At 35.9% G+C, this 22,728-nt stretch carries 19 protein-coding genes; 15 read left to right on the forward strand and 4 right to left on the reverse strand.

Annotation, left to right across the window (positions count from 1 at the left end; all coding sequences use genetic code 11):
* The first annotated feature begins 254 nt into the window (after nt 1-254).
* The 12 genes from V6S17_RS01070 to V6S17_RS01125 all read left to right on the forward strand — a co-directional run bounded on the left by V6S17_RS01070 (nt 255) and on the right by V6S17_RS01125 (nt 14,713).
* Complete coding sequence (locus V6S17_RS01070) at nt 255-4,547, forward strand: toxin Cry1Ac domain D-VI-related protein (RefSeq protein ID WP_051457460.1); 4,293 nt, start codon at nt 255-257, stop codon at nt 4,545-4,547.
* A gap of 103 nt (nt 4,548-4,650) precedes the next feature.
* Nucleotides 4,651-5,121, forward strand: a complete 471-nt coding sequence (locus V6S17_RS01075; protein WP_029090867.1) for a hypothetical protein — start codon at nt 4,651-4,653, stop codon at nt 5,119-5,121.
* A gap of 113 nt (nt 5,122-5,234) precedes the next feature.
* Nucleotides 5,235-5,939, forward strand: coding sequence for a YveK family protein (locus V6S17_RS01080; protein ID WP_029090866.1), 705 nt, complete (start codon nt 5,235-5,237; stop codon nt 5,937-5,939).
* Nucleotides 5,936-6,601 (forward strand): CpsD/CapB family tyrosine-protein kinase, encoded by a 666-nt coding sequence (locus V6S17_RS01085; protein ID WP_029090865.1) that lies wholly within the window; start codon nt 5,936-5,938, stop codon nt 6,599-6,601. Before V6S17_RS01080 ends, V6S17_RS01085 begins: the two co-directional genes overlap by 4 nt.
* 12 nt (nt 6,602-6,613) lie before the next feature.
* Nucleotides 6,614-7,390 (forward strand): tyrosine-protein phosphatase, encoded by a 777-nt coding sequence (locus V6S17_RS01090; RefSeq protein WP_051457459.1) that lies wholly within the window; start codon nt 6,614-6,616, stop codon nt 7,388-7,390.
* A 10-nt stretch (nt 7,391-7,400) separates the two neighbouring features.
* On the forward strand, nt 7,401-8,351 hold the full coding sequence (locus V6S17_RS01095) for an NAD-dependent epimerase/dehydratase family protein (RefSeq protein ID WP_036026852.1): 951 nt from the start codon (nt 7,401-7,403) through the stop codon (nt 8,349-8,351).
* Complete coding sequence (locus tag V6S17_RS01100; protein WP_029090863.1) at nt 8,339-8,986, forward strand: sugar transferase; 648 nt, start codon at nt 8,339-8,341, stop codon at nt 8,984-8,986. Before V6S17_RS01095 ends, V6S17_RS01100 begins: the two co-directional genes overlap by 13 nt.
* Nucleotides 8,967-9,896 (forward strand): glycosyltransferase family 2 protein, encoded by a 930-nt coding sequence (locus V6S17_RS01105; RefSeq protein ID WP_051457458.1) that lies wholly within the window; start codon nt 8,967-8,969, stop codon nt 9,894-9,896. Before V6S17_RS01100 ends, V6S17_RS01105 begins: the two co-directional genes overlap by 20 nt.
* On the forward strand, nt 9,893-11,209 hold the full coding sequence (locus tag V6S17_RS01110) for a nucleotide sugar dehydrogenase (RefSeq protein ID WP_029090862.1): 1,317 nt from the start codon (nt 9,893-9,895) through the stop codon (nt 11,207-11,209). The genes V6S17_RS01105 and V6S17_RS01110 overlap by 4 nt, the downstream gene beginning before the upstream one ends.
* Nucleotides 11,210-11,218: 9 nt before the next feature.
* Complete coding sequence (locus V6S17_RS01115; protein WP_051457457.1) at nt 11,219-12,022, forward strand: glycosyltransferase; 804 nt, start codon at nt 11,219-11,221, stop codon at nt 12,020-12,022.
* Nucleotides 12,023-12,052: 30 nt separating this feature from the next.
* A complete protein-coding gene (locus V6S17_RS01120; protein ID WP_029090861.1) occupies nt 12,053-13,252 on the forward strand; it encodes an O-antigen ligase family protein in 1,200 nt (399 codons plus the stop codon).
* A 21-nt stretch (nt 13,253-13,273) separates the two neighbouring features.
* Complete coding sequence (locus tag V6S17_RS01125) at nt 13,274-14,713, forward strand: flippase (protein ID WP_051457456.1); 1,440 nt, start codon at nt 13,274-13,276, stop codon at nt 14,711-14,713.
* Nucleotides 14,714-14,922: 209 nt separating this feature from the next.
* On the opposite strand, the gene V6S17_RS01130 is transcribed toward V6S17_RS01125, so the two are convergent.
* From V6S17_RS01130 to V6S17_RS01145, 4 genes are all read right to left on the reverse strand, one after another.
* A complete protein-coding gene (locus V6S17_RS01130) occupies nt 14,923-15,996 on the reverse strand; it encodes an MFS transporter (protein ID WP_051535945.1) in 1,074 nt (357 codons plus the stop codon).
* Nucleotides 15,997-16,752: 756 nt separating this feature from the next.
* Nucleotides 16,753-17,832: an LCP family protein gene (locus V6S17_RS01135; protein WP_051457149.1), complete on the reverse strand. Its 1,080-nt coding sequence runs from the start codon at nt 17,830-17,832 to the stop codon at nt 16,753-16,755.
* 111 nt (nt 17,833-17,943) lie between these two features.
* Entirely contained in the window at nt 17,944-18,486 is a 543-nt protein-coding gene (locus V6S17_RS01140) for a GNAT family N-acetyltransferase (protein ID WP_051535944.1), read from the reverse strand.
* Nucleotides 18,480-19,118, reverse strand: coding sequence for a YigZ family protein (locus tag V6S17_RS01145; RefSeq protein ID WP_029090860.1), 639 nt, complete (start codon nt 19,116-19,118; stop codon nt 18,480-18,482). Before V6S17_RS01145 ends, V6S17_RS01140 begins: the two co-directional genes overlap by 7 nt.
* A 594-nt stretch (nt 19,119-19,712) precedes the next feature.
* On the opposite strand from V6S17_RS01145, the gene V6S17_RS01150 reads away from it, so the two are divergent.
* From V6S17_RS01150 to V6S17_RS01160, 3 genes are all read left to right on the forward strand, one after another.
* Nucleotides 19,713-20,393 carry a response regulator transcription factor gene (locus V6S17_RS01150; RefSeq protein WP_029090859.1) on the forward strand — a complete coding sequence of 227 codons (681 nt, stop codon included), beginning with the start codon at nt 19,713-19,715 and terminating at the stop codon, nt 20,391-20,393.
* Nucleotides 20,394-20,406: 13 nt separating this feature from the next.
* Entirely contained in the window at nt 20,407-21,249 is an 843-nt protein-coding gene (locus V6S17_RS01155; protein ID WP_029090858.1) for a DegV family protein, read from the forward strand.
* Nucleotides 21,250-21,387: 138 nt separating this feature from the next.
* Nucleotides 21,388-22,686: a DEAD/DEAH box helicase gene (locus tag V6S17_RS01160; protein ID WP_051457150.1), complete on the forward strand. Its 1,299-nt coding sequence runs from the start codon at nt 21,388-21,390 to the stop codon at nt 22,684-22,686.
* Nucleotides 22,687-22,728: the final 42 nt, after the last annotated feature.

The following is a 22,728-nucleotide window of genomic DNA, read 5'->3' on the forward strand; positions in this document are numbered from 1 at the left end:
TTATAAAACGGCGTTTCACAGCCGGTTTATAAGGGTTTTTTTTTTGATTTGGCAGCTATTAAAATAAAAAAATAGCGTTATTTTAATAATTAAATGTAAAAATATGGGAAAAAGTGGTGAGCTATTGCAATTCATGTTCAAAAATTGACGTGTAATGAACTTTAGTTTCAATGAGATTGACGATAAGATTAGTCATAGGGAAAAACAAATGGTTCTATATAGAACTGAAAAACATTTATTGAAGGAAGATTAGATTGAATAAGAAGAAAATTTTTGGCATAGCAATGAGTATCAACTTAATTGCGTCACCGCTATTGGTGGATGTAGCACCTGTTTTGGCAAAAGCAGATGAGAAAACTCCGCAAAAAGAAAGCCGTTTTGTGAATCAAAACATTAACTTGTTGAAAAATCCAGAAATGGCACCAGCAGCAAATGGTTTAGGTGTTTTAGGTTATAACTTATATAGCTATAACATTACAACTGGAGAGTTAGATGCATCTCAAAACAAATCAGGTACATATGGAACACAAGTAAACCATGACACGTATGTTCAACAAGCTGAAAGTGGCAAGTTACGTTTCACCACTGATCTTGGAGGAGTTCAGGTTATTAAAGGAACAGATGGACCTGTCGTAGAACAACAAGTGCCTGTGATTGCCGGTCAAACATATGAGTTTTCTTTTAAAGCTCAATTAGAAGGAGATAGCAGCTATTGGACACGTAAAGACTTTGCTGTTCTTTATTCAATGGGAGCGGCTCTTACCAAAGATATATATGATGACACAGCTACACGTACTTTTAAAACAACTTATACAGCAACGAAAACAGGTACAGTTCCAATTCGTTTCGGAATTTACCGTTCATACCGTGCGAATACCGCAGGAGCAACACAACATAACTATGTGTGGGATGCTAAGGTAGTTAACGTTGACAAATCAGCGCCAGCAGCACCAAAAGCTAACCGTCTCGATACAGATAGTAGTGCACTAACAGGAACTGCTGAAGCAAATACATCGATATTGATCAAAGATAGTGCAGGTCAATTACTTTCAACAATAAAAGTTGATGCGAAAGGTAACTACTCATTCGATGTTAAAAACCCCGCGTATAACACTGTCTACTATATTGCTAACAAAGATATCGCTGGTAATATCAGTGATGATACAAAGGTGACTGTAGCACAAGGTAACGTTATTGCACCTGTATTAGATCGTGTGGATGATGAGATGGCAACTGTGGTAGGTCACACAGAACCAAAATCAAAAGTAACTGCAACATATAATAATGCGCAAAATGAAATGATTACTTCTGAAGCAATGGCTGATGACAACGGTGATTTCAGTTTGGAAATTAAGAGTGGTATTAAAGCAGAAACAGATTTCAAGGTGATTTCAGAGCTTAACGGCGTGAAGAGTAAAGAAACTTCTTTCCATGTTATTGAGAAGACTTATGAAACAGCTGTTGTAACTGTTGATAATTTGTTCGTAGATAAAACACACGCAGCGATTATTAAGGGCATGGATGAATCAATTATTGCAAATGCACAAGCTGATGTTGATTTAGTGAAAAATGCTGATCGTAAAGCAGAATTGCAAGTATTAGTGGATTCAGCAACAGCGATGTTAATCGAACGTAATAAACAATCAGCATTATCAACAGATATGGCAGACGTTTTTGCAAATGCTGAAGAAACAGTATTAGTTGACGGTGTAACAGAAGAGCAATTAGAAAAAATTGGTGCAGCAATTGCTGATTTAACAGATAAAGAGAAAGCAGCAGAATTTGAACAACGATTAGAAAATGCTCAAACGTTATTAACAGAACGACGTCATCAAGAAGCAGCAACAGCGGCGATTGAAGCGTTATTCACTGATAATACACATGAAGCGATTGGCAAAGATGTTGTAAAAGAAGCAATCGATGCAGCGACAGAATTAGTATCTAAAGTAACCGATGCAGATAAAAAGGCAGAGTACACAGAACAAATTAAAGTGGCACAAGAGTTATTAGATACTCGTATTGAAAATGCTCGTCTATTAGGATTAGCAAATGATGCAGTAGCAGCATTATTTACAACAGCTGATAAAGCAGAATTGATTGCTGGTATGACTCAAGAAACAATCGATGCAGCTGCAGAAGTTGTTGCAGGTGTAAACGATGCAGATGAAGCGGCTAGAACAGCGTTAGAGTCAGATATCAAACATGCAACAGCATTGTTAGTAGAGCGTCACAATCAAGAAGCCGCAACAATAGCAATCGATAAGTTGTTTGCAGATGATACTCATTCTCAAATGCACCCAGACTTAACACAAAAACAAATTGATGCAGCACAAGCATTGGTTGATAAAGTGAAAGATGCTGAACCATTAGCGAAATTCACTGCAGAAATCAAAGCAGCTCAAAAATTCCTTGATATTGAAAACGCACATCTTGCACACTTAGCAGCGACTCAAGATGCTGTTGAAAACTTATTCACAGGACCAAACCATACAGCTATTAAGAGTACAACAGATCAACGTGAAATTAATGATGTTCAAGCATTAGTTAACGCGGTTGCTTACCCAGAAGAAAAAGCGAAGTTACAAGCAGAAGTTGATAAAGCACAAGATTTCTTGACTAACACAACAGCTGTTGTTATAGAAAAAATCGCTGCTCTTTCAACAGATTTAATTGCAAATGACAAACTCACAGCAAATGGTGCAGTGGCAATGATCACAGACCAAACGCAAATCGATGATGTTTATAATGCGATTGTTAAAATGCCTGCAAGTGTAAAAGATAAAGCAACTTACACAGCGCAAGTTAAAGCAGTTGAAGATTTATATAAAAACCGTACAAATGAGCAAGTCGGAAACCTCGCGCAAAATAATGAGTTTGACCTTGGTATTACAGAATGGACAACTTGGATGTCATCAACAGCAAAACGTCCAACAACTGTTCGTGATGGTGCTGAAGGCAACAACGTTATTAAACTAGAAGGTAACTCAAGTGCTGAGCAAATTATCGAAGATTTAGATCCAAATACAACGTACACATTAACTGCATACGTTAAAGCAGATAAAGGTGGACGTATCAAGTTAGGCGCTAAAAACTTTGGTGGTGTTAATACACTTGGTTCAAACTTTACTCAAGATAAATACTCTAAAGGTGAAGTAACATTTACAACGGGACCAAATAATACAAAAGCAACAATCTATCTTTATAACCCAACAGACTTAAACGGTTATGCAGATGTTGTATTACTTAAAAATGCATCAAGTGATTTAAATAAACCAGTTGTTAGTGCAGCAGTTGACGCGCTTTATGTTAACCAAATTGTAGCGGGTGGCGGTAAAGCACAACATGTCGTTCAACAAGGTGCATTACATGCAACAACAACAGTAGAAAAAATCGCTGCAGCAAAAGCTTTAGTAACTGCTTTAGATGATAAATATACAATTAAAGCAACATTGCTTGATACATTAGCTGAATCAACACTCTTGTTACAACAACGTGAAGATAATAAACACAGTAACCTTTTAGTGAACAGCGATTTTGCAGCTGACTTCTCTAACTGGAAAGTATGGACAGGTGGAACAACTGCTCCTGTTATTACACAAGACAGCAACATGACAGGTAATGTTGTAGAAATTTCTCCAAATTCATCACTAGAACAAAAAGTGCAAGGATTGAAAGCCAATACAACATATGAATTGACTGTACAATCAAAAACAGATAATAACGAACCATTCAGTATCGGCGTTAAGAATACGGGTGCTGCTACTCCAACGGTTGCATTGATTAACGGCCGCACATATAACGAAGCAGTTGTTAAATTCACAACAGGTGATAACCCTGCCAACACAACAGTATACATGTACAAATCTGGTGGTAACGGTAAAGGTTACGCAGGTTTAACAACAGTTCATGAAGTAGTAAGTAATGATGATGTTGTAGCAGAAGTAACAAACTTGTTTGTGAAAAACAACAAGAAACAGACAGCGTTAAACTGGAAAGTTACAACAGAAACTTTAGATGAATTACAAACAAAAGTTAACGTGATTGAAGATGTTGTTGTTAAAGAACGCATGAACAAACGCTTGAAAGAAGCGCAAGAATTATTAGCAAAAGTAACTGCTGAAAGACTTAACAATCAAGTGTCTACAAACGCTGATTTCTCTCTTGGTTTAGATGGTTGGAAACCATGGAATAGCGCAATTGCAAAAGTTCCAACAGTAGTGGAAAACACAGCATCATTTGATCAAGCACTCACACTTAATGGTGAAAGTAGTGTTGAACGTACAATTACATTAAAACCAAACACAGCTTATAAATACACAGTTTATGGTAAATCATATGAAACAGAACGTGTAGCAATGGGGATGAAAGCAATGGCTGATACTGTTGTTAACAGTGTGTTGATTGATGATTCGGCAGTTGATGCTGAAACAACAATTGAATTTACAACTGGACCAGCAACAACATCAGGTCGTCTCTTCATCTACAAATCTGTTGGTAGTGTTGATACATTTATCCAATCAGTACGAGTAAGTGAAGTAACAAAATAATAAATGGCTACCATTTAACACCATGACAATACAGATAAAGCTGAGTTTACACTTGTAGACTCGGCTTTATCATCTTTTTTAAATGAAATAGGAGGAACAAAAAATGAAAAAAAAGCTTGTTATATTAGTTACCCTAGCTATCTGCCTAATTATGGTAGGTTGTGCTAACACAAACAAAGAAACCAAAGCAATTACCGATTGGAAAAATGATGACGGTAATGTTTCTGACAAAGAATTTAAAGAATACACAAAAAATAATAACAGCCTTAGCTATGAAAAAGATAAATTCGTGATTAAAAAGAGCGAAAATGTCAATAAAGCCACTGCTGATGATACAAACATTACAACTTATAGCGTTTCTGATGTTTATTTGCCTAAAGATATGGCACGAAAACTATTAAAAGATGACCTCACAAAAACAGAGTTGCTAACGAAATATATAGGTGCAGCACAAGCAATTACTGTTGATGGGGATAAAACGACTGTATCTTTTGTTACAGGACCAAGAGGTTATGAAAATATAACTTTCGTTTTTGAAAAAGATAAATTAGTTGATAAAAAGAAAGATTTCTAAGAGACAGAAGTTCCTTCAATCGCAGTAGATGAAATAGAGTGAAAAACCGAAGAAAGCTGTGCGATGTATGAGGGAAAATAGGGAAAAAAACGAAACGGATAAAGGAGTAATTTATGACAGAGACAATCGGTGTTAAACAAATTTGGAACATTATTTCCCGGGGAAAGAAAATATTATTCGCCAGCACATTTATATGTTTACTCATTTCAGCTACTTACGCATTTGTGATCGCCACACCTATGTATTCAAATAGTGCGCAAATATTGGTCAATCAAACGAATCGAACGACAAATGGTCTAGCAGATGTCCAAGTGGATTTGAGTCTAGTAGATACGTATACCACCATTATTACAAGTCCGCGTATTTTAAACGAGGTCAATCATCAATTAAACGGTGATTACAGCATTGAAGGTTTAACGAAAATGTTACGCATCGAAAGTGATGCTTCTTCACAAGTCATCAAAATATCTGCAGTGGCAACGAGTCCTAAAATCGCTACAGAAATAGTAAATACAGTTGTTCAGGTATTTAAAGAACAAGTACCTACCATTATGTCAGTTAACAACGTATCAATATTGTCCGAAGCACGTGTAATGAATAAACAAAAACAAATACAACCGCAAAAACAGATGATTATGATTGTTGGCTTTTTAGCAGGGATTATCAGCGGTGTGTTGATTGTGCTCGCTCGCTTTTTCTGGGATACAACGATTAAAGAGCCCGAAGAATTACAAGCTGTGTCTGGTTTACCACTCTTAGGTGTGATTCCACATTTCAGCCAGGATGATGTTTTTGAAGAAAGGGGACGCAAAAAATGAAACGAAAATTAAAGCAAAATCTTATTACATTTTACAATTCAAAATCACCGGTATCTGAACAGATAAAGGCGGTGCGAACGAGTCTTAATTTTGCGACTATCGATCAAGATGCACAAGTCATTTTAATTACGTCACCGACACCTTCTTCAGGAAAATCCGTTGTCTCTTCGAATTTAGCAGTTTCTTATGCACAACAAGATAAAAAAGTTTTGATTATCGACGGTGACTTAAGAAAAGCAACGCAGCATTACCAATTTAAAGCAGATCCTTATCGCGGCTTATCTTCATTGTTAATCGGAAAACTATCGATAGCAGATGCAATTCAAGAAACGTTTGTACCCAATTTATCAGTCTTAACAAGTGGTCCGATGCCCCCCAATCCTGCTGAATTATTATCAACAAATAAACTTGATACATTAATGGATGAATTCAAAAAAAGCTTCGATATTATTATTATCGATACGCCGCCTGTCATTAATTTAACAGATGCAGTCGTTATTTCACGAGTAGCAGACGGTATCATTTTAGTGGTTCGAGCAAACCATACGCAAAAAAATGAAGTATCACGCAGTGTGGAAATTTTAAAAACAACGAATAAAAAATTATTTGGAACGATACTGAATGACGCGAAGCATGAAGTTTCTGATTACTATTATTACTAAGGAGTGACGACAATGATTGATTGCCATTCGCATTTGCTACCCGAACTTGATGATGGAGCAACAAATAAATATGTTGCCATTACAATGGCAAAACAAGCAGTAAGTATGGGTATAACAGATGTTATTGTTACACCACATTATAAAACCGCAGAATATTCCGTATCGAAAGCAGAAATGTTAATCGCACTTACAAATTTTAAAAATGAGTTGGAGTTAAATGATATACAACTTGTTTTACATGCCGGACAGGAGGTTCGAATCTATGGTGAATTGGTAACTGATCTAGAAGCCGGCAATGTTCAAACATTGGCTAATAGTCGTTATGTGTTGATTGAATTTCCAAGTACATTTATTCCAAGTTATACGAAACGTCTTTTTTATGATTTATTAGTTGCGGGATTTGTGCCAATTATTGCACATCCTGAAAGGAATCAAGAGTTTAGGAATAACAGTGATTTATTATTCGAATTAGTGAGTAAAGGCGCTTTAGTACAAATAACTGCCGCAAGTTTTATTGGTGATTTTGGTCGAGCCGAAAAACGAGCTGCGATAAAATGGTTGAAGCAAAAGTTAGTTCATTTTATTGCATCGGATGCTCATAATGCAACAAAACGCAGTTATAAACTGCAAAAAGCAATGAAAAAAATTACAAGGCTAACTTCAAAAGAAGAACAACGACGTTTGCAAGATAATACGCAAAAAATTATTCGGAATGAAGCATTGGTGATAGATAGTGACGGAATCGGTTCATCACAAAGATGGTGGTATCGAAAAAAACGAAGAGAATAGAGGGAATAAAATGGTGGAAAAAATATTGATTACAGGTGGCGCAGGATTTATCGGATCACACTTGGTCGACCTTTTAGCAACAAAAGGTTATGACGTTTATATTGTAGATAATTTAAGCAGTGGTCGTATGGAGAATGTGAGTACGCGTGAAAATGTCTTTTTTATAATGGGTGATATTCGTAATGTTGATTTGATGAAATCACTTATTATCAAGCACCAATTTGATTATGTTTTTAACTTAGCGGCAGTTGCAAGTGTGGCTGAATCAATTGATAACCCACTAGAAACACATAAAGTGAATCATGAAGCAGTCGTTCATTTATTAGGTTTATTAAGAGAATATAACAGCAATCTTAAACGGTTTATTTTCTCATCATCAGCTGCAGTATATGGTAATTGTCCAGAGTTACCGAAAAAAGAGACGTCCGATATTCGTTTGTTGTCACCCTATGCAATCGATAAATATGCATCTGAGCAGTACGTTTTAGCATACGGTCGTTTATATGACTTGCCAATGGTAGCCGTTCGTTTCTTTAATGTTTATGGTCCGAGACAAAATCCAGCATCAGATTATTCAGGTGTGCTTTCAATTGTTAAAAATTGTTTTGAACAAAATAAACAGTTCACGATATATGGAGATGGTAGACAAACACGAGACTTTGTTTATGTGAAAGATGTTATTCAAGCCTTGGAGTTAGTAATGTTAAAAAATGAAATGCAGCATGCGGTCTACAATGTTGGAACAGGTCGTTCGACTAGTTTGAATGATATTATCGCCGCATTATCTAAGAGTTTTGAAAAAGAACTGAACATAACAGTAAAAGCCAGCCGTGCAGGTGATATTAAAGATTCATTGGCGGATATATCAGCGATTACGTCGCATGGTTATCAACCACATTATGATATTAATAGAGGATTAAGTGAATACGTGAAGGAGGAATTAGAAATATGTTTCAAATAGCCAATCGTAGTATTTATAACTATACTAAAAAAATTCAACATTTAGAAAGTGTACATACACCTTATATCAAAATAAAACGTTTCAGTGATGTGAGTATCAGTTTATTGCTTTTTATTCTGACAGCACCGATTATTTTAATTGCAGGGATTGCTATTCGTATAGAATCGAAAGGCAGTATGTTTTATCGACAAGAGCGTGTCGGTTTTATGGGACGTCCAATTATCATTATTAAATTGCGTTCAATGTACACTGACGCTGAAAAAAATGGTGCGCAATGGGCTAAGGAAGAGGATTCACGCGTCACAAAGATAGGGGCATTTATTCGCAAAACACGCATTGATGAATTGCCACAACTATTAAATGTTATACGAGGGGACATGAGTTTGATTGGTCCACGTCCAGAACGTCCGATATTTACGCGTCAATTTTGTGCAGAAGACTTTGGTTTTGAACGTCGTTTAGTTGTGAAGCCAGGTTTAAGTGGCTGGGCTCAGGTTAACGGTGGGTATGACATAACCCCGAAAGAAAAATTGCAGCTTGATGTAGAGTATATCCGTAACTATGGCTTAAAGATGGATATGCAAATATTTTTTAAAACAATAAAGGTGGTATTTAATGGTGATGGAGCAAGATAAACAGTTAGTCAGCGTTATTGTACCAACGTATTGTCGTCCAGTAGCGATTATTGAACGAGCAATTGCTTCAATCGCTGCTCAAACATATGAACGAGTTGAAATAATATTAGTGGATGATAACGCAGAACATCCGGAGTATCGTGAAAATAATCGTCGGGCATTTAGTAACAGAGATCAGCTTGTTTTAATAGAAAATGAAAAAAATCTAGGTGGTGCTTTGAGTCGCAACGCAGGAATTGTTGCGAGTCAAGGTAGCCATATTACTTTCCTCGATGATGATGATAAATATCTCCCTGAAAAAATAGCCAAACAGTTGGCATTTATGCAAGAAGTCGCATGTGATTTATCATTCGCAAATCTCAATATCGTGAATCAACAAGAAAAAACAGTGGATTATCGCGAATTTTCTAACCTCGTTGATTTTAAAACAGACACCCTCATGAAATACCATTTGCAACACCATATTACAGGCACGCCAACGTTTATGTTTAAACGGGAAGCGCTTTTTAAAATTGCGCTTTTTGATGATATCAGTATGGGGCAAGAATACATACTCATGTTGAAAGCAATCGAACAAAAATTGACGATTCGCTATTTTGATAGTTGTGATGTTGTTGCTTATCGTCATGATTTAGGTAGTATTTCACAAGGTCGTAATAAAATTATTGGTGAAAAAAACATGTATAAAATAAAAGAAACATACTTTGATCAATTGAATACAAAAGAAATTAATTATGTGAAATTTAGACACCGTGCAGTTTTAACAGTGGCTTATAAACGTAATAAACAAATAACAAAAGCATTAGGATTGGCTTTATATACCGCGTGTTCACACCCGTTGGTATTAATGCAATCTGTCTATCAATTTATAAGAAAGATTCAAATGAATCGACAGGAGTTGGAAAAATGAGTGTACAACAATTAATAGATAATAAAGCAAAAGTAGCCGTTATTGGCTTAGGATATGTGGGCATGCCCTTAGCAGTTGGTTTTTCTGCTAAAGGAATCGCTGTGATTGGTTATGATCTCAATGAAACACGTATTGCGGCCTATCAAGCAGGCATCGATATGACCAATGAAGTGGGTAATGAGGTCATTGCTGCGACAACTGTTGAATTCACGGCAGATGAAAGCAAACTGCAAGAGGCGATGTTTCATATTATCGCGGTACCAACACCAGTTAATCAAGATAAAACACCCAATCTTTACCCGGTTGAATCTGCGAGCCGTACAGTCGGTCGTCAGTTAAAAAAAGGGTCGTATGTTGTCTATGAATCAACAGTTTATCCAGGTGTCACAGAAGAAGTATGTATTCCGCTTTTGGAAGAAGCGTCGGGTTTAATTTGCGGCAAAGACTTTTTTGTCGGTTATTCTCCAGAACGTATTAATCCAGGCGATCAAGAAAATCGTTTAGAAAACATTGTGAAAATTGTATCAGGAACAGATGCTGCGACATTAGAAACAATTGCAAATCTGTATGAAATTGTTGTTGAAGCGGGTGTACACCGTGCCAGTTCGATTAAAGTAGCCGAAGCTGCTAAGGTTGTTGAAAACAGTCAACGTGATATCAATATTGCTTTCATGAATGAATTATCGAAGGTGTTTGACCGTATGGGCGTAAATACTTTTGAAGTAGTGGAAGCGATGAATACCAAATGGAATGCGTTAGGTTTTTATCCAGGGCTTGTTGGCGGTCATTGTATCGGAGTTGACCCGTATTACTTCATCTATGAAGCAGAAAAATTAGGTTATCATTCACAAATCGTCTTAGCAGGTCGCCAAATTAATGATTCAATGAGTGAATTTGTATCAGAAAATATTATCAAAAAAATCATTGAAGCTAACCTGTTAGTGAAAGGTGCCAAAGTCGTTATTTTAGGTGTAACGTTTAAACCGAACACACCAGATATTCGCAACTCGAAAATTTATGAAATCGTCCAAGGGTTGTTAAGTTATGGCGTTGATGTACAACTGTGTGATGCGTTAGCCAATGGAGCAGATGTACAAGAAATGTACGGTTTGCCATTGCAAACAATTGCTGATATTAAAGACGCGGATTGTGTTGTGATGGGCTCAGTACATGACGAGTATCAAAAATTAACCCCAGAAATTATTGACACGCTGTATAAACAAACAAATGAGCAGAAAATAATGATTGAAATGCAGAGTCGCTTTTATAATGAGTATCATGCAAATGCTGATTACTTATATTGGAGTTTATAAGGAGGAATTATGACAACCATTGAATTTTTAGTTGCCACAATGAATCAACCTCATTTAACTTTTTTTGAGAAAATGAACATTAATACGCAGGCAGTAATTGTAAACCAACTGACGCATAAAACTAAGGGTTCCTGTGTTATTCCTGAAAAGGAAGCGGTCAAATGTATCAGTTATGAAGGTAAAGGTCTCAGTAAAAGTCGCAATATTGCGCTACAACAAGCGACAGCAGATATTGTCGTTGTAGCTGATGATGATGTGCAGTACGTTGATGATGTTGTCGCAATCATTGACACCGCTTATCAGACTTATCAAGAGGCTGATATGATCTGTTTTATTGTAGAACGCACAGGTACACCTACACCAAAAAAATTCCGCACAACTTCTAGTGAGGAAAACTACCTCTCAATTTTAAAAGTGTCATCCGTGGAAATAACTTTTAAACGTTCAGCTATTGAGGAAAAAGGTTTGTTATTTAATGAATTAATCGGTGCGGGGGAAGCACTCTATTGTGGTGAGGAAAGTGCCTTTTTATATGCAGCTTTACGCGCAGGTTTGACCGTTCGGTATGTGCCCATAAAAATCGGAACCACAGATATGAGTACATCCACTTGGTTTAGTTCGTATAATCAACAATATTTTGAATCAAAAGGTGCCGCATTCTATGCAATGACATCGAGGTGGTACCGTATTTTAATGATACAATTCATCATCAGGAAACAAAAAATAGTCAAAGGTGACTACAGTTACTTTGCAGTCTTAAAGATGATGAGTAATGGTGTGAAGGCATATAAAAAGGCACGGGATGCCAAATAGTTATTCAAAATAAAGGGAGAGTGTTTAATAGTGACATTACAGGATAATCGTCAATGGAAATGGTCAGAAATATTTGTATTGTTAGTGATGCTCTCACTTTATTTTGGTATTTTTAATATCTATGTGGGTTTTTCCGTTAAGTTGTACATGATAGTGTTGGGAATTGGGGCGATATTTAGTATCAAAACGCTTGCTTTTGATAAATTATTATTCTTTGAAACACTGATGATTGCCTTTTTTATGATCTCGATTTTCTCTGCACTCCAATTTAGATATCCTGCAGAACAGTTGCGTTTTATCGTTGTTGTGCTGATTTTGCTCAGCTATTACTTCATTATGCGAGGCACTCTTGTCCGCCTCTCAATAAAAAAAATTGAAACGATGATCGAAATATCTGGATTAATCGGAATTAGTATTTCATTAGTATATTATGTGTTGGGTATTATGCAGGTAAACATGGTTTTTAAAGGAAACGGTATTCAAGTCTTAGGCGCGTTAATTGACCGTCAGGCACCTCGTTTAACAGGTGTAGCAAGTACGGACCCTAATATATTTGTGTTGTTTGTGACGTTGTATTTCTTCTACACATTTACACATTTAAATAAGTTTCGTAATATTCTTGGCTTTATTTTAACTTTATCGGCCATCGTCTTAACTTTTTCACGTGGCGGATATGTCGGTATTGTCTTAGGCGCAGTGTTGTTGCTCTTTATTGGTAAAAATTATGGTAAAAAAATAAAGATCGTTATGGGTGTCTGTATAATTGTAATAATTGCGTATTACTTTCAAAACCAATTACCAATCAATCCTTTTGAACAGTTAGAAAATCGGTTTTCATCTATTGGCTCAGATGGTGGGAGTGGCCGTAACGTATTATGGGCCAATGCGTGGCACACGTTCACACAACATCCACTTTTAGGAATCGGCATCAATAGTACGCTAAGTTATTCCCTAGATCAAGGTGAGTTATTGGCACGTTATATCCATAATACTTATTTAGAGATATTGTCAGAATTAGGAATCGTAGGCTTTATTACGTATTTCTCTTTCTGTATAATGCTACTTTACACATCGCTTAAATTAATTAAGCATAAAGTGTATTTTTTCTTGCCGGTATTTGTTGCGTTGTTTGTGCAGATGTTTTTTTTATCGGTGGAGTACAATGAAATGTTTTACCTCTGTGTGGTGCTGCTCTATCGGTATGCGAAAGAATATAAAATCAATGGTTAATATGTGTATAAGGAGAAAATTATGAAAATCGCTAAAAATTTCATCTATAATACCAGTTATCAAATTTTGGTGTTGCTGTTACCGTTAGTGACTGTGCCTTATATTGCGCGTGTATTAGGACCAGAAGGAGTAGGGGCGAAAAGTTATACTTTTTCAATCGTCCAGTACTTTATTTTAATTGCAATTTTAGGTTTGGACGCTTATGGTATCAGGGAAGTTGCTAAAGTCAAAGACAATCGTAAAAAGTTGAGTGAGACGTTTAAAAGTTTATTTATATTGCGTGTAATGACCGTGAGTGTCGCCTTTATTTTATTCTGTTTATTTATGTATTGGAACACGGAATTCATCTCTCTTTTTTGGATACAATCGCTTTATATTGTTATTGTGGCTTCAGATGTCGCATGGTTATTTATGGGTTTGGAACAATTCAAAAAAATTGTTATTCGTAATACAATCACAAAATTGGCAGGATTAATCGCCATCTTTATGTTCGTCAAACAAAAAGAAGATTTACCGCTCTATATCATTATTTTAATAATTTCCCAAGTAGCAGGACAAGTGACATTATTTCCCTATATACCAAAATATATTGACCGTGTAAAAGTTTCTTGTCTCAGTGTTATCAAGCATTTGAAACCGACGTTAGCCATTTTTATTACACAATTGGCGATGCAGGTGTATCTTGTGTTAAATCGGACACTGTTGGGAATTTATAGCACCACGAGCGAAGTAGGGATTTTTGATAGTTCGTATAAAATTATCAGCATCGCACTCGCTTTGATGACGTCTATTAGTACAGTGATGTTACCTCGTATCTCTGCGCTTGTATCAGAAGGTGAGCACGCCACTGTGCGCTTGTTTTTGAACCGGACGTTGAGTATCACGTTGTTATTTGCTGTTGGACTCATGTTCGGCATCGCCGGAATATCTGGGAATTTTATGGGATGGTTTTTAGGGGCAGGTTTCACAGGCGCAGGCAGTGTTTTAGTGTTACTAACACCAGTGATTCTATTCTTAGCTTGGGGTTCAATTATCGGTAATCAATTTTTACTGCCGATGAATCGGATGAGGGGATATAGTATTGCGGTATGTTCAGGATTATTCGTCAATGTAATCATCAATGTGCTGTTGATACCACAGTACGGAGCTCAGGGAGCGGCTGTGGCAACTTCTATATCAGAAGGCGTTGTTCTGTTAGCGATGATGATTATTGTGCGTGAGAGCCTTGATCAGTGGGTTTGGTTAAAAGAGCTAACGTTACTTATCATAGCAGGCGGCGTGATGGTGAGCGCTCTGTTAGTTATGAATAAATTACCAATACAACCAGTGGGACTAACGTTTTTACAAATTATTGTGGGGATAGGGATTTATCTTGTTATACTCTATCTCTTTAAAACAAAAACATTGAACTGGTTGCTTGATAAAATAAGCGTTGTAATTAATAAAAGACGTCAGAAATAGTGTTGTTTTTTTAAAATAGTCATTATACTCTTACTAACAGATTATGAACGTATTTAAACTATCCATTCTAATGTGAAGAGAGTCGTTACTGTGATATTAGCATTCCTGAATATTAGGGGAAGTTCATAGTTTTTTAGTTAGAGGCAATTATAGTGGTGTGTTGGGGTAAATTGAAGTGTTAAAACGAATATAATTCAGGACCGATTTGATTAATTATCATTTAATGAAAAATCTCTTATTTTTGAATCTAATAAGTATACAATTCCGATGAAACAATAAGAGGATCCAAACAGAATAAAGAAAATATTAGGATTAATATATAGTGAGAGCCACCCGAAAAAAAGTGAACCCAGAGGCATTGTTATAATGCTGATGCTTGCTTTAGTACTGAATACTTTCCCTAAATGTTGTTCAGGTATAAGTATTTGATAAAAAGGTTTATTAGAAACATGTGTTACTCCTAAAAATATAAAAGAAATCGCTAATGAAACGATAATGAATTTCGAAGAAACAAACAGAGCATTAGCAAGCAACGTTACCCCGAAAAATAAAGTTGCAAATACCTGTATTCTACCAATAGTATATTTTGAAAGAACAATTTTGCTAGCTATTGTTGAGCCTATAAGGGTTCCTATGGCCATTGATGACATGATGAATCCATATAAGATCGGACTATTCTGATCGTTTGCAATTATAACTTGGTAGATGCTTAACCCACCAAAACAGAAATTGACTAGAGCACCCCCAAGTGTGAGTTTCAAAATTGATTTTTCTGAGAAGATGTATTTAAAACCTAAAAAAACAGTTTTGTTTTTTTCAGTAGTTAAAATTTTTGGTAGTTTTTCTTTATAATTAATTTTAGAAAATGTAATAATTGCAATCATGAGTGCAAATACATCAATCATTAATAAATATAATAGCGATAAATATTTCAGCATAATACCTGTTAAGGCATTGAAAACATAATCAACCGCATTATATGAAAAAGACATGTACATCTGCGCATGGGCTAAATCTTTTTTTGAGACCAATTTAGGAATAAAGGCATCTTGGATAGTGTAGGTATTCATCCCAAAAAAGGAAGCCGTCGCTACTATGATACAGATGATATAAGGGTTTTCAATACCATTGAAGACAATGAGAGTTAATGCCATAATAGGTAATAGTTGTCCCCATTCACAAATAATTAATAGCATTCTTTTATTGTATTTATCGATGTATGGGCCGATTAAAAAAGAAAGTGCATTAGGTATAAAAATAGCGAAGTTAAATACACCTAACACCTAACCATAAACCAGAATCAGTAACCTGCATGATGTACCAAGAAAGTGCAATATAATAAATGCTATCCCCTAGATTACTCATTGTTCGCCCCAACAATAAATATTTGAAATTTACATTTTTAAGCATCTGTTACCTCCAAAAAGTCCATAAAATTTTCAAATGTAATTTTTTCTATATGCGATAGTATTAATTGAATCCAAGCATCATAAGTGAGTCTACATGTATAGAGGTCTAGTTTTATAATTAGGAGAGGTATTGAGAGGTTATTTAATGTAATAGAAGTTCATTTCTATTACTAGTTATATACTAGCATCTATTACGCGCTAAGTAAACTGATAATTCTGTTTAATTTAAACTTTATAACTAAAAAAATAATTAGATTTTATCTTTAAGTAGTTATTTTTAGTTATATTTATATTTGATTTTATGCTAAATCGTTTCAACAATTTCTATGAATTGATTCTTTGTAGTTTATCTTTAATAAGGATAGGTACTCTTAAGGAATCAACATAAGGAGTGGTACTCAATTGCTTGAAGGTTTGGTACTCGCTGTCGCTGCGTCCCATACTACTCTCGTAAAGCGAATAAATTCGCAACGATATTAGCACCCATACTGTTCTCGTGAGCGAATAAATTCGCAACGATAACAGCAATTCGTAATGATAACAACAAATAAACAGCTACCCAAAGGTAGCTGTTTATTTTTGTTTTATTGATTTTTGAAATAAAAATACTATTTTACAACAAGCTTTTATTTAAGGAGTAACTGCTGGTGTTTCAGTTCCGATTCCAGTGTCAGTTGTTACTTCGTCGCCTGTAGTGTTCGTTGCATCTGGGAAGGGTAGATCAAAATCCAATTCCTTCGCTAAAGTATTAGCAGTTTTATGTAGCTCTTCATTGTCTAATCGGTAGTAGTAAATATTATCAATTGTTGAATCTGCACCTTTTAAGTTGAGTGATTTAACTTTGAAATCGTCTTTATTGTTGATGGCATATTTTGCAAGTGACATCATCGTTTCGAAATCCATATCAGTTTTCATGTTATTTCCAACTGTATCAATGATCGAACCGTATTTTGAAATAGATCCCATTTGTAACGCTTTTTTGATAATGGCTTCAATAACAAGTTGTTGTCGTTTACCACGTTCGATATCGTTATCAATATGACGTGTTCGAGCAAGAGCTAATGCTTGCTCACCATTTAGTTCTTGTAGTCCTTTTTTCAGTGTGATTGCGCCCGCTTTATCCTTTGAATCTTGCTCAGTAAAGGATACAGGTACATCAACTTCAATACCGCCTAAAGCATCGACAATCTCTAAGAAAGATGTGAAGTTGAAACGCACGTATTTATCAACGGGTAGTTGTAACGTGTTTTCGACAGTTTTAACACTGAGTTCAGGTCCGCCGTATGCATGAGCATGGGCAATTTTTGTCCATTGTTCAGTGCTGTTTTCTGTGCCTGGTACAAGAACATAGGAGTCACGCGGAATACTAAGTAATGTGAGTGCATGTGTTTTTATGTTTAAAGTTCCATATAATAAAGCATCTGAGCGAGCATTACCTTTAAAGTTACGAACATCGCTATCATCAACTCCGATGATAAGAAATGACATATTATCTTTAGCTGCTACGACGTTTTTAGTACGTAAATCAGAACCTTTACCGTCACGTATTGAAGAGAATGCCTTATCAAACGCATTTTCGCCTTTTGAATAAAGATAAGTTGCATAGACTGAAACAACCATAATTATAAGCATTATTGGAATCATAATCGAGAAAAGAATAATTCTTCTTCGACGAAATTTTTTGTGCTTATTCTGTCGCAAATCGGACATTTAGAAAACCCCTTTTTTATATAGTTCATATTTTGAAAAACTGAACAGAATGACATCATTATTTCATTATACATAAAACAAATGTGTAAATATAGCTAGTTTAGATTAAAATTAGGTAAGAAAATTCTTTTTTTGCAAAATAAAATAAGAAATATGGATATTTTTATCAAGTTCAACATTAAATTCCCAACTTTGAAATTGTTGCTCAAAGTTAAACGAACGCAGCAATTCTTTTGAAGGCATATTGGCGCTATCTACTTTTGCGTAAATAGAGTCATCAGTTAATGACCAAATAAAAGGCAGTAGACATAAAAAAACTTCGCGCATAAAACCTTGACGACGATACATCGCATGTAGTTCATAACCAATTTCAATCCCTTTAGGTGTCCAATCATTAATGCCAACGGTACCAATTAGTGAGCCGTTAGCTTTCAATCGAATGGCATAACGTATTGCGAAACGATCGTCTTCAAGCATTTTCACCATATCTTGAACAGTACTTAAATCGTCAAGCGGTTTAACGTGTAGATAATGCATGGTTTCAGCTTCAGACCATAATGAGAGCAAATCAACAGCGTCAATCATCGTGAGTGGTGTAAGTGTTAAACGCGAGCTATCAAGAGCGCGTTTAAAAGTCGAAGAACTTTTTAGCATGGCACCACGTGCTCTTGGTATAAAACATCGCCAATCGTTATATTAGCAGTCCCGTTTGTTACATTTATCAACCAATCTGAAATCTCACTTACTTCGGAATGTTTGACATAAATAGAAAGTGATACATTTTCACTGTAGTCTATCTTTTGTATGCCTAATGCTTTTTTTTGTAATAGATTTTCGAGAATCGGCAATAGCGGGTAGGCGACAGCACACGTTACAATTGTCATTAATTCACAGCGAACAATTCCAATTGTATTGAGTGTCTCGCTGACAGCACTGCCATAAGCACGTACTAAACCGCCTGCACCGAGTTTGGTACCACCAAAATAGCGCGTTACAACAACGGTCACATTTTTCAATTGACGTTTTTTTAGAACTTCAAGCATCGGCACGCCAGCAGTGCCACTTGGCTCACCGTCATCATTTGCTTTTTGAAACTGGTCTCTATCTCCAATAAGATAGGCTGAGCAGTTGTGTGACGCTTGGTAGTGCGCCTTTTTTATGCTCTGAATAAAGTGCTGTGCATCAGCTTCGTCAACTGTTCGTTTTACGTGAGTAATGAAACGAGATTTTTGAATAATTATTTCATGACTTCCGTTAGTTTTTACAGTTAAATATGTATCTAGCATGGGGAAAACCTCTCTTTTGAAATTTAAAAGTTATTTGTAAATCTTAAATCACCGTCGTTTAAAAATTAAATGAATACAAAAACAGGCTCACTTTTACTTTGGTGATATTTTTTTATAGCTGAGTGAGATGGTACTTTTGTTTGATGAAGCTTAACATCTTACTATTTATTATAGAGCTTATTGAGAAACCATTCAAATATCTATCGTATATTGTGTGAAAATTGTTTTTTTTATTTCTTTTTTAGAGCTGCTGAACTTATTCTTAGAAAGAGATAATGTTTTTTTTATTCATTTTTTTGTATGGATGTTAGCTATCACAGTTTGTTTTTAGAAAGGAAGTCTTTTATTTATAACGTTTTGAATTGTTTAATAGTTTAAAGTAATGAATTATTATTCAATACCCATTGGTTTGGTGTGCATTATCTATGCCAAATTGATATTAATAGGTACTATTTGAAAAGTAAATAAAGTTTGTTTGTTAGGTCAAATTTACTTATAATAGAAAATATATAAACGGTTTTTATGGGCTAAAAGAATCATGACTGAGTATTTTATTTTTTATGGTTAAAAAACACAACTTGAGGATGAGGGTAAATGCAGACAACAATAATGATTATAGATGATCACCAGTTATACCGAGAAGGATTACGACATATTTTAAATGGAGATGATGACCTACAAGTTGTTCATGTAACGACTCTATCTGATTCAATCATTGCTGAGTACGAAGAGTATAAACCGCAAATCGTTTTTGTGGATGGTAATTCTGAAAAAAATACTATTTTAAATGAAATGTTAATTTATATGAGTGATAAAGAAGAAACGCAAGTTGCGTTATTATCTGATTTTGTTACCAATCAAGAAATTGCAGCAGCGATTCAAAAAGGTGTGGTAGGATTCCTACTTAAAGATATGGACAGCCAAGAGTTTATTGCTGCTGTAAAAGAATTGAGTAATGATAATGCGTATATTCATCCTAAAATAAGTAAACGTTTACTTTTGCTACTATCAAAAAGTTCAAATGATAGTATTAGTTTAGGGAGTTTATCGGCTTCAGATGTTCAGTATCCGTTGCATATTTTGACACATCGAGAGTGTGAAGTGTTACAATTATTGGCAGCTGGGAAAAATAATCGTGATATTGGTGTGGACCTTTATATCAGTGAAAAAACTGTGAAAAATCATGTCAGCAGTATCTTGAAAAAATTAGATGTTGCTGATCGAACACAGGCTGTTTTGAAAGGTATTCGCAACAACTGGGTGGGGATTAGTTAAAGGAGAGAAAGAGATGAAAATAGCACTTGTATCTGATACGACTGCAACGCTTGATCAAGCAGTCATTGAAAAGTACGCGATTCATACCGTACCGTTAACCATAACGATTGATGGGAAGTCTTATCGAGAGCAAGAAGATTTAACGAATAAAGAGTTTTATCAGCTTTTAAAAGAAAGTGACGCGTTACCAACAAGTTCTCAACCTTCGCCAGGCGAATGGTTATCACTTTACGAACGCTTAGCGAAAACACACGATGCCATTATTGTTTTAACATTATCTGAAAAAATTAGTGGTACGTATCAAACAGCTCATGCAATGGCACAAGAAGTGAAAGATGTTGATATTCATGTGATTGATTCCAATTACAGTAGCCGACCACAAGCTTATCTTGTTGAAGAAGCAGGGCGCATGATTGCTCAAGACCAGCCAATCACAGCCATTCTCGCGAAAATCGAACAGATGATTGATGCGATGGATGCTTATATTATTGTTGATGACTTGAACCACTTGGCAAGAGGCGGACGGATGTCTAGCGCAACAGCATTAGTTGGAAGCATGTTGAAAATCAAGCCAGTCATTCGTTTTGTGGATAAAAGCTTAGTAATGTTTGAAAAAATTAGAACACAGAAAAAAGCGATTGCTCGAGTTGAAGTGTTGTTTGCTGAAGTTTACAAGAATGATAAGCAGCTGCGTGCAACCGTATTACATTCGGATGTAGAAACGAAGGCAAAAGCTATCTATAATGAAATGATTGTGAAGTACCCAGAAGTAGAATGGGACGTTAGTGAGTTCGGTCCTGTTTTGGGAACGCATTTAGGCCCAGGTGCACTCGCTATTGTTTGGACAATTAAATAATCGATTTGCTATTATACTATTTTTATTAAATTATAAACGTATTTGTGAGGTGTTTAACGCTCGCAAATACGTTTTTTGTGTTTTAACAGGGAGAAAATCCAAGGGACAAGAATAGTGGGAAGATGGAGGTGATTAAAAATGAAGAGTAAAGGGCAGTTGCACTTGGTTCCAATAAACTGCGAGGTCCTTGAAGGATGGCAAACGTTTCCGACATTTGAAAAGGAACAGTGTTGGCGATGTGGAAGTGATACAAACAAAGAAATTATTCAGGTGACGCATGGCGTGTCGGAACCTTATTATTATTGTCGGTCATGTTTAGCTGTTGGATCGGCAAATACATGTCAAAAATATATATGGCAGCCGCCGTTACAGCGTAAAGGTACTGACGTTAACTTGCTTGAATGGGAGGGATGTCTCACACCAGAACAATCAGTTATAAGTAACCACTTGAAAGAAGCAGTAGAAAAAGGCTGTGAACGGTATTTTATTTGGGCAGTTACAGGTGCAGGTAAAACAGAAATTTTATATGAAACCATCGCTTTCTTTTTACAAAACGGTGGCCAAGTTGCCTTTATAAGTCCACGGCGGGCAGCTTGCATAGATGTTTCTAAGCGGCTAAAAAAAGTATTTAGTCGAACGCAGCAGGTGACATTGCACCAAACGAGCGAAGCAGTTTATAAAGATGAACAATTAGTCATTGCCACAGCGCCACAAATGTGGCGTTTTTACTGTGCCTTCGATTTAATCATTATTGATGAAGTTGATGCGTTTCCTTATGTTTCCAGTTTGCAGCTTCAGTATGGTACAAAACGTGCGCTGAAGAAAACGGGTAGCAGCGTGTTGCTTAGTGCCACGCCCACGAAAACACAAAAGCAGGAGATGCGTACTGGCATTTTACCGTATGCTCATCTGAACAAACGATATCACGGATATGCTTTGGTTGTGCCACGTCTTAGGTTAGATGTACAAGGTGCAAAATGTTTAATGCGTGGGATAATACCCGATAAACTGAAAAAGTGGTTGCTAAAGCATGAGAAGCGACACGTTCTTATTTTTGTCCCAGAAATCAGCTGGATTTCATCATTGGTCACTATGTTAAAAGAGACGGTGGACATTAATGTTGCAGGTGTTAGTGCTGAAGATAAGGAACGTGAACAAAAAATTGAAGCATTTCGAACTAGAAAGCTACGTCTTTTAGTGACCACTACTATTTTAGAACGTGGTGTTAATTTTACGGATATTGATGTGGTGATTATGAATGCACATCATCGTCTTTATAATTTAGCTGTATTAATACAAATTGCAGGTCGTGTTGGTCGATCAAAAAACTTTCCTACAGGAGCAGTTATCTGTTTTCATGCGGGCAAAACGGCAGCTTTGAATAGTATGATCAAAGAAATAAAAAAACATAACCATGAGGCAGCCTCAGATGGATGATTGTTTATTGTGTGGAGGTTCCAGTGAAACTGTATCCTGGAC

This window comes from Brochothrix thermosphacta DSM 20171 = FSL F6-1036, assembly GCF_036884295.1.
GTDB classification, from domain to species: Bacteria; Bacillota; Bacilli; order Lactobacillales; family Listeriaceae; genus Brochothrix; species Brochothrix thermosphacta.

Excerpts from the sequence above, each read along its gene's own strand:
- V6S17_RS01075 (WP_029090867.1), top strand. The coding sequence starts at position 4,651 with ATGAAAAAAAAGCTTGTTATATTAGTTACCCTAGCTATCTGCCTAATT.
- V6S17_RS01080 (WP_029090866.1), top strand. The coding sequence starts at position 5,235 with ATGACAGAGACAATCGGTGTTAAACAAATTTGGAACATTATTTCCCGG.
- V6S17_RS01085 (WP_029090865.1), top strand. The coding sequence starts at position 5,936 with ATGAAACGAAAATTAAAGCAAAATCTTATTACATTTTACAATTCAAAA.
- V6S17_RS01090 (WP_051457459.1), top strand. The coding sequence starts at position 6,614 with ATGATTGATTGCCATTCGCATTTGCTACCCGAACTTGATGATGGAGCA.
- V6S17_RS01095 (WP_036026852.1), top strand. The coding sequence starts at position 7,401 with ATGGTGGAAAAAATATTGATTACAGGTGGCGCAGGATTTATCGGATCA.
- V6S17_RS01100 (WP_029090863.1), top strand. The coding sequence starts at position 8,339 with ATGTTTCAAATAGCCAATCGTAGTATTTATAACTATACTAAAAAAATT.
- V6S17_RS01105 (WP_051457458.1), top strand. The coding sequence starts at position 8,967 with ATGGTGATGGAGCAAGATAAACAGTTAGTCAGCGTTATTGTACCAACG.
- V6S17_RS01110 (WP_029090862.1), top strand. The coding sequence starts at position 9,893 with ATGAGTGTACAACAATTAATAGATAATAAAGCAAAAGTAGCCGTTATT.
- V6S17_RS01115 (WP_051457457.1), top strand. The coding sequence starts at position 11,219 with ATGACAACCATTGAATTTTTAGTTGCCACAATGAATCAACCTCATTTA.
- V6S17_RS01125 (WP_051457456.1), top strand. The coding sequence starts at position 13,274 with ATGAAAATCGCTAAAAATTTCATCTATAATACCAGTTATCAAATTTTG.
- V6S17_RS01135 (WP_051457149.1), bottom strand. The coding sequence starts at position 17,832 with ATGTCCGATTTGCGACAGAATAAGCACAAAAAATTTCGTCGAAGAAGA.
- V6S17_RS01140 (WP_051535944.1), bottom strand. The coding sequence starts at position 18,486 with ATGCTAAAAAGTTCTTCGACTTTTAAACGCGCTCTTGATAGCTCGCGT.
- V6S17_RS01145 (WP_029090860.1), bottom strand. The coding sequence starts at position 19,118 with ATGCTAGATACATATTTAACTGTAAAAACTAACGGAAGTCATGAAATA.
- V6S17_RS01150 (WP_029090859.1), top strand. The coding sequence starts at position 19,713 with ATGCAGACAACAATAATGATTATAGATGATCACCAGTTATACCGAGAA.
- V6S17_RS01155 (WP_029090858.1), top strand. The coding sequence starts at position 20,407 with ATGAAAATAGCACTTGTATCTGATACGACTGCAACGCTTGATCAAGCA.
- V6S17_RS01160 (WP_051457150.1), top strand. The coding sequence starts at position 21,388 with ATGAAGAGTAAAGGGCAGTTGCACTTGGTTCCAATAAACTGCGAGGTC.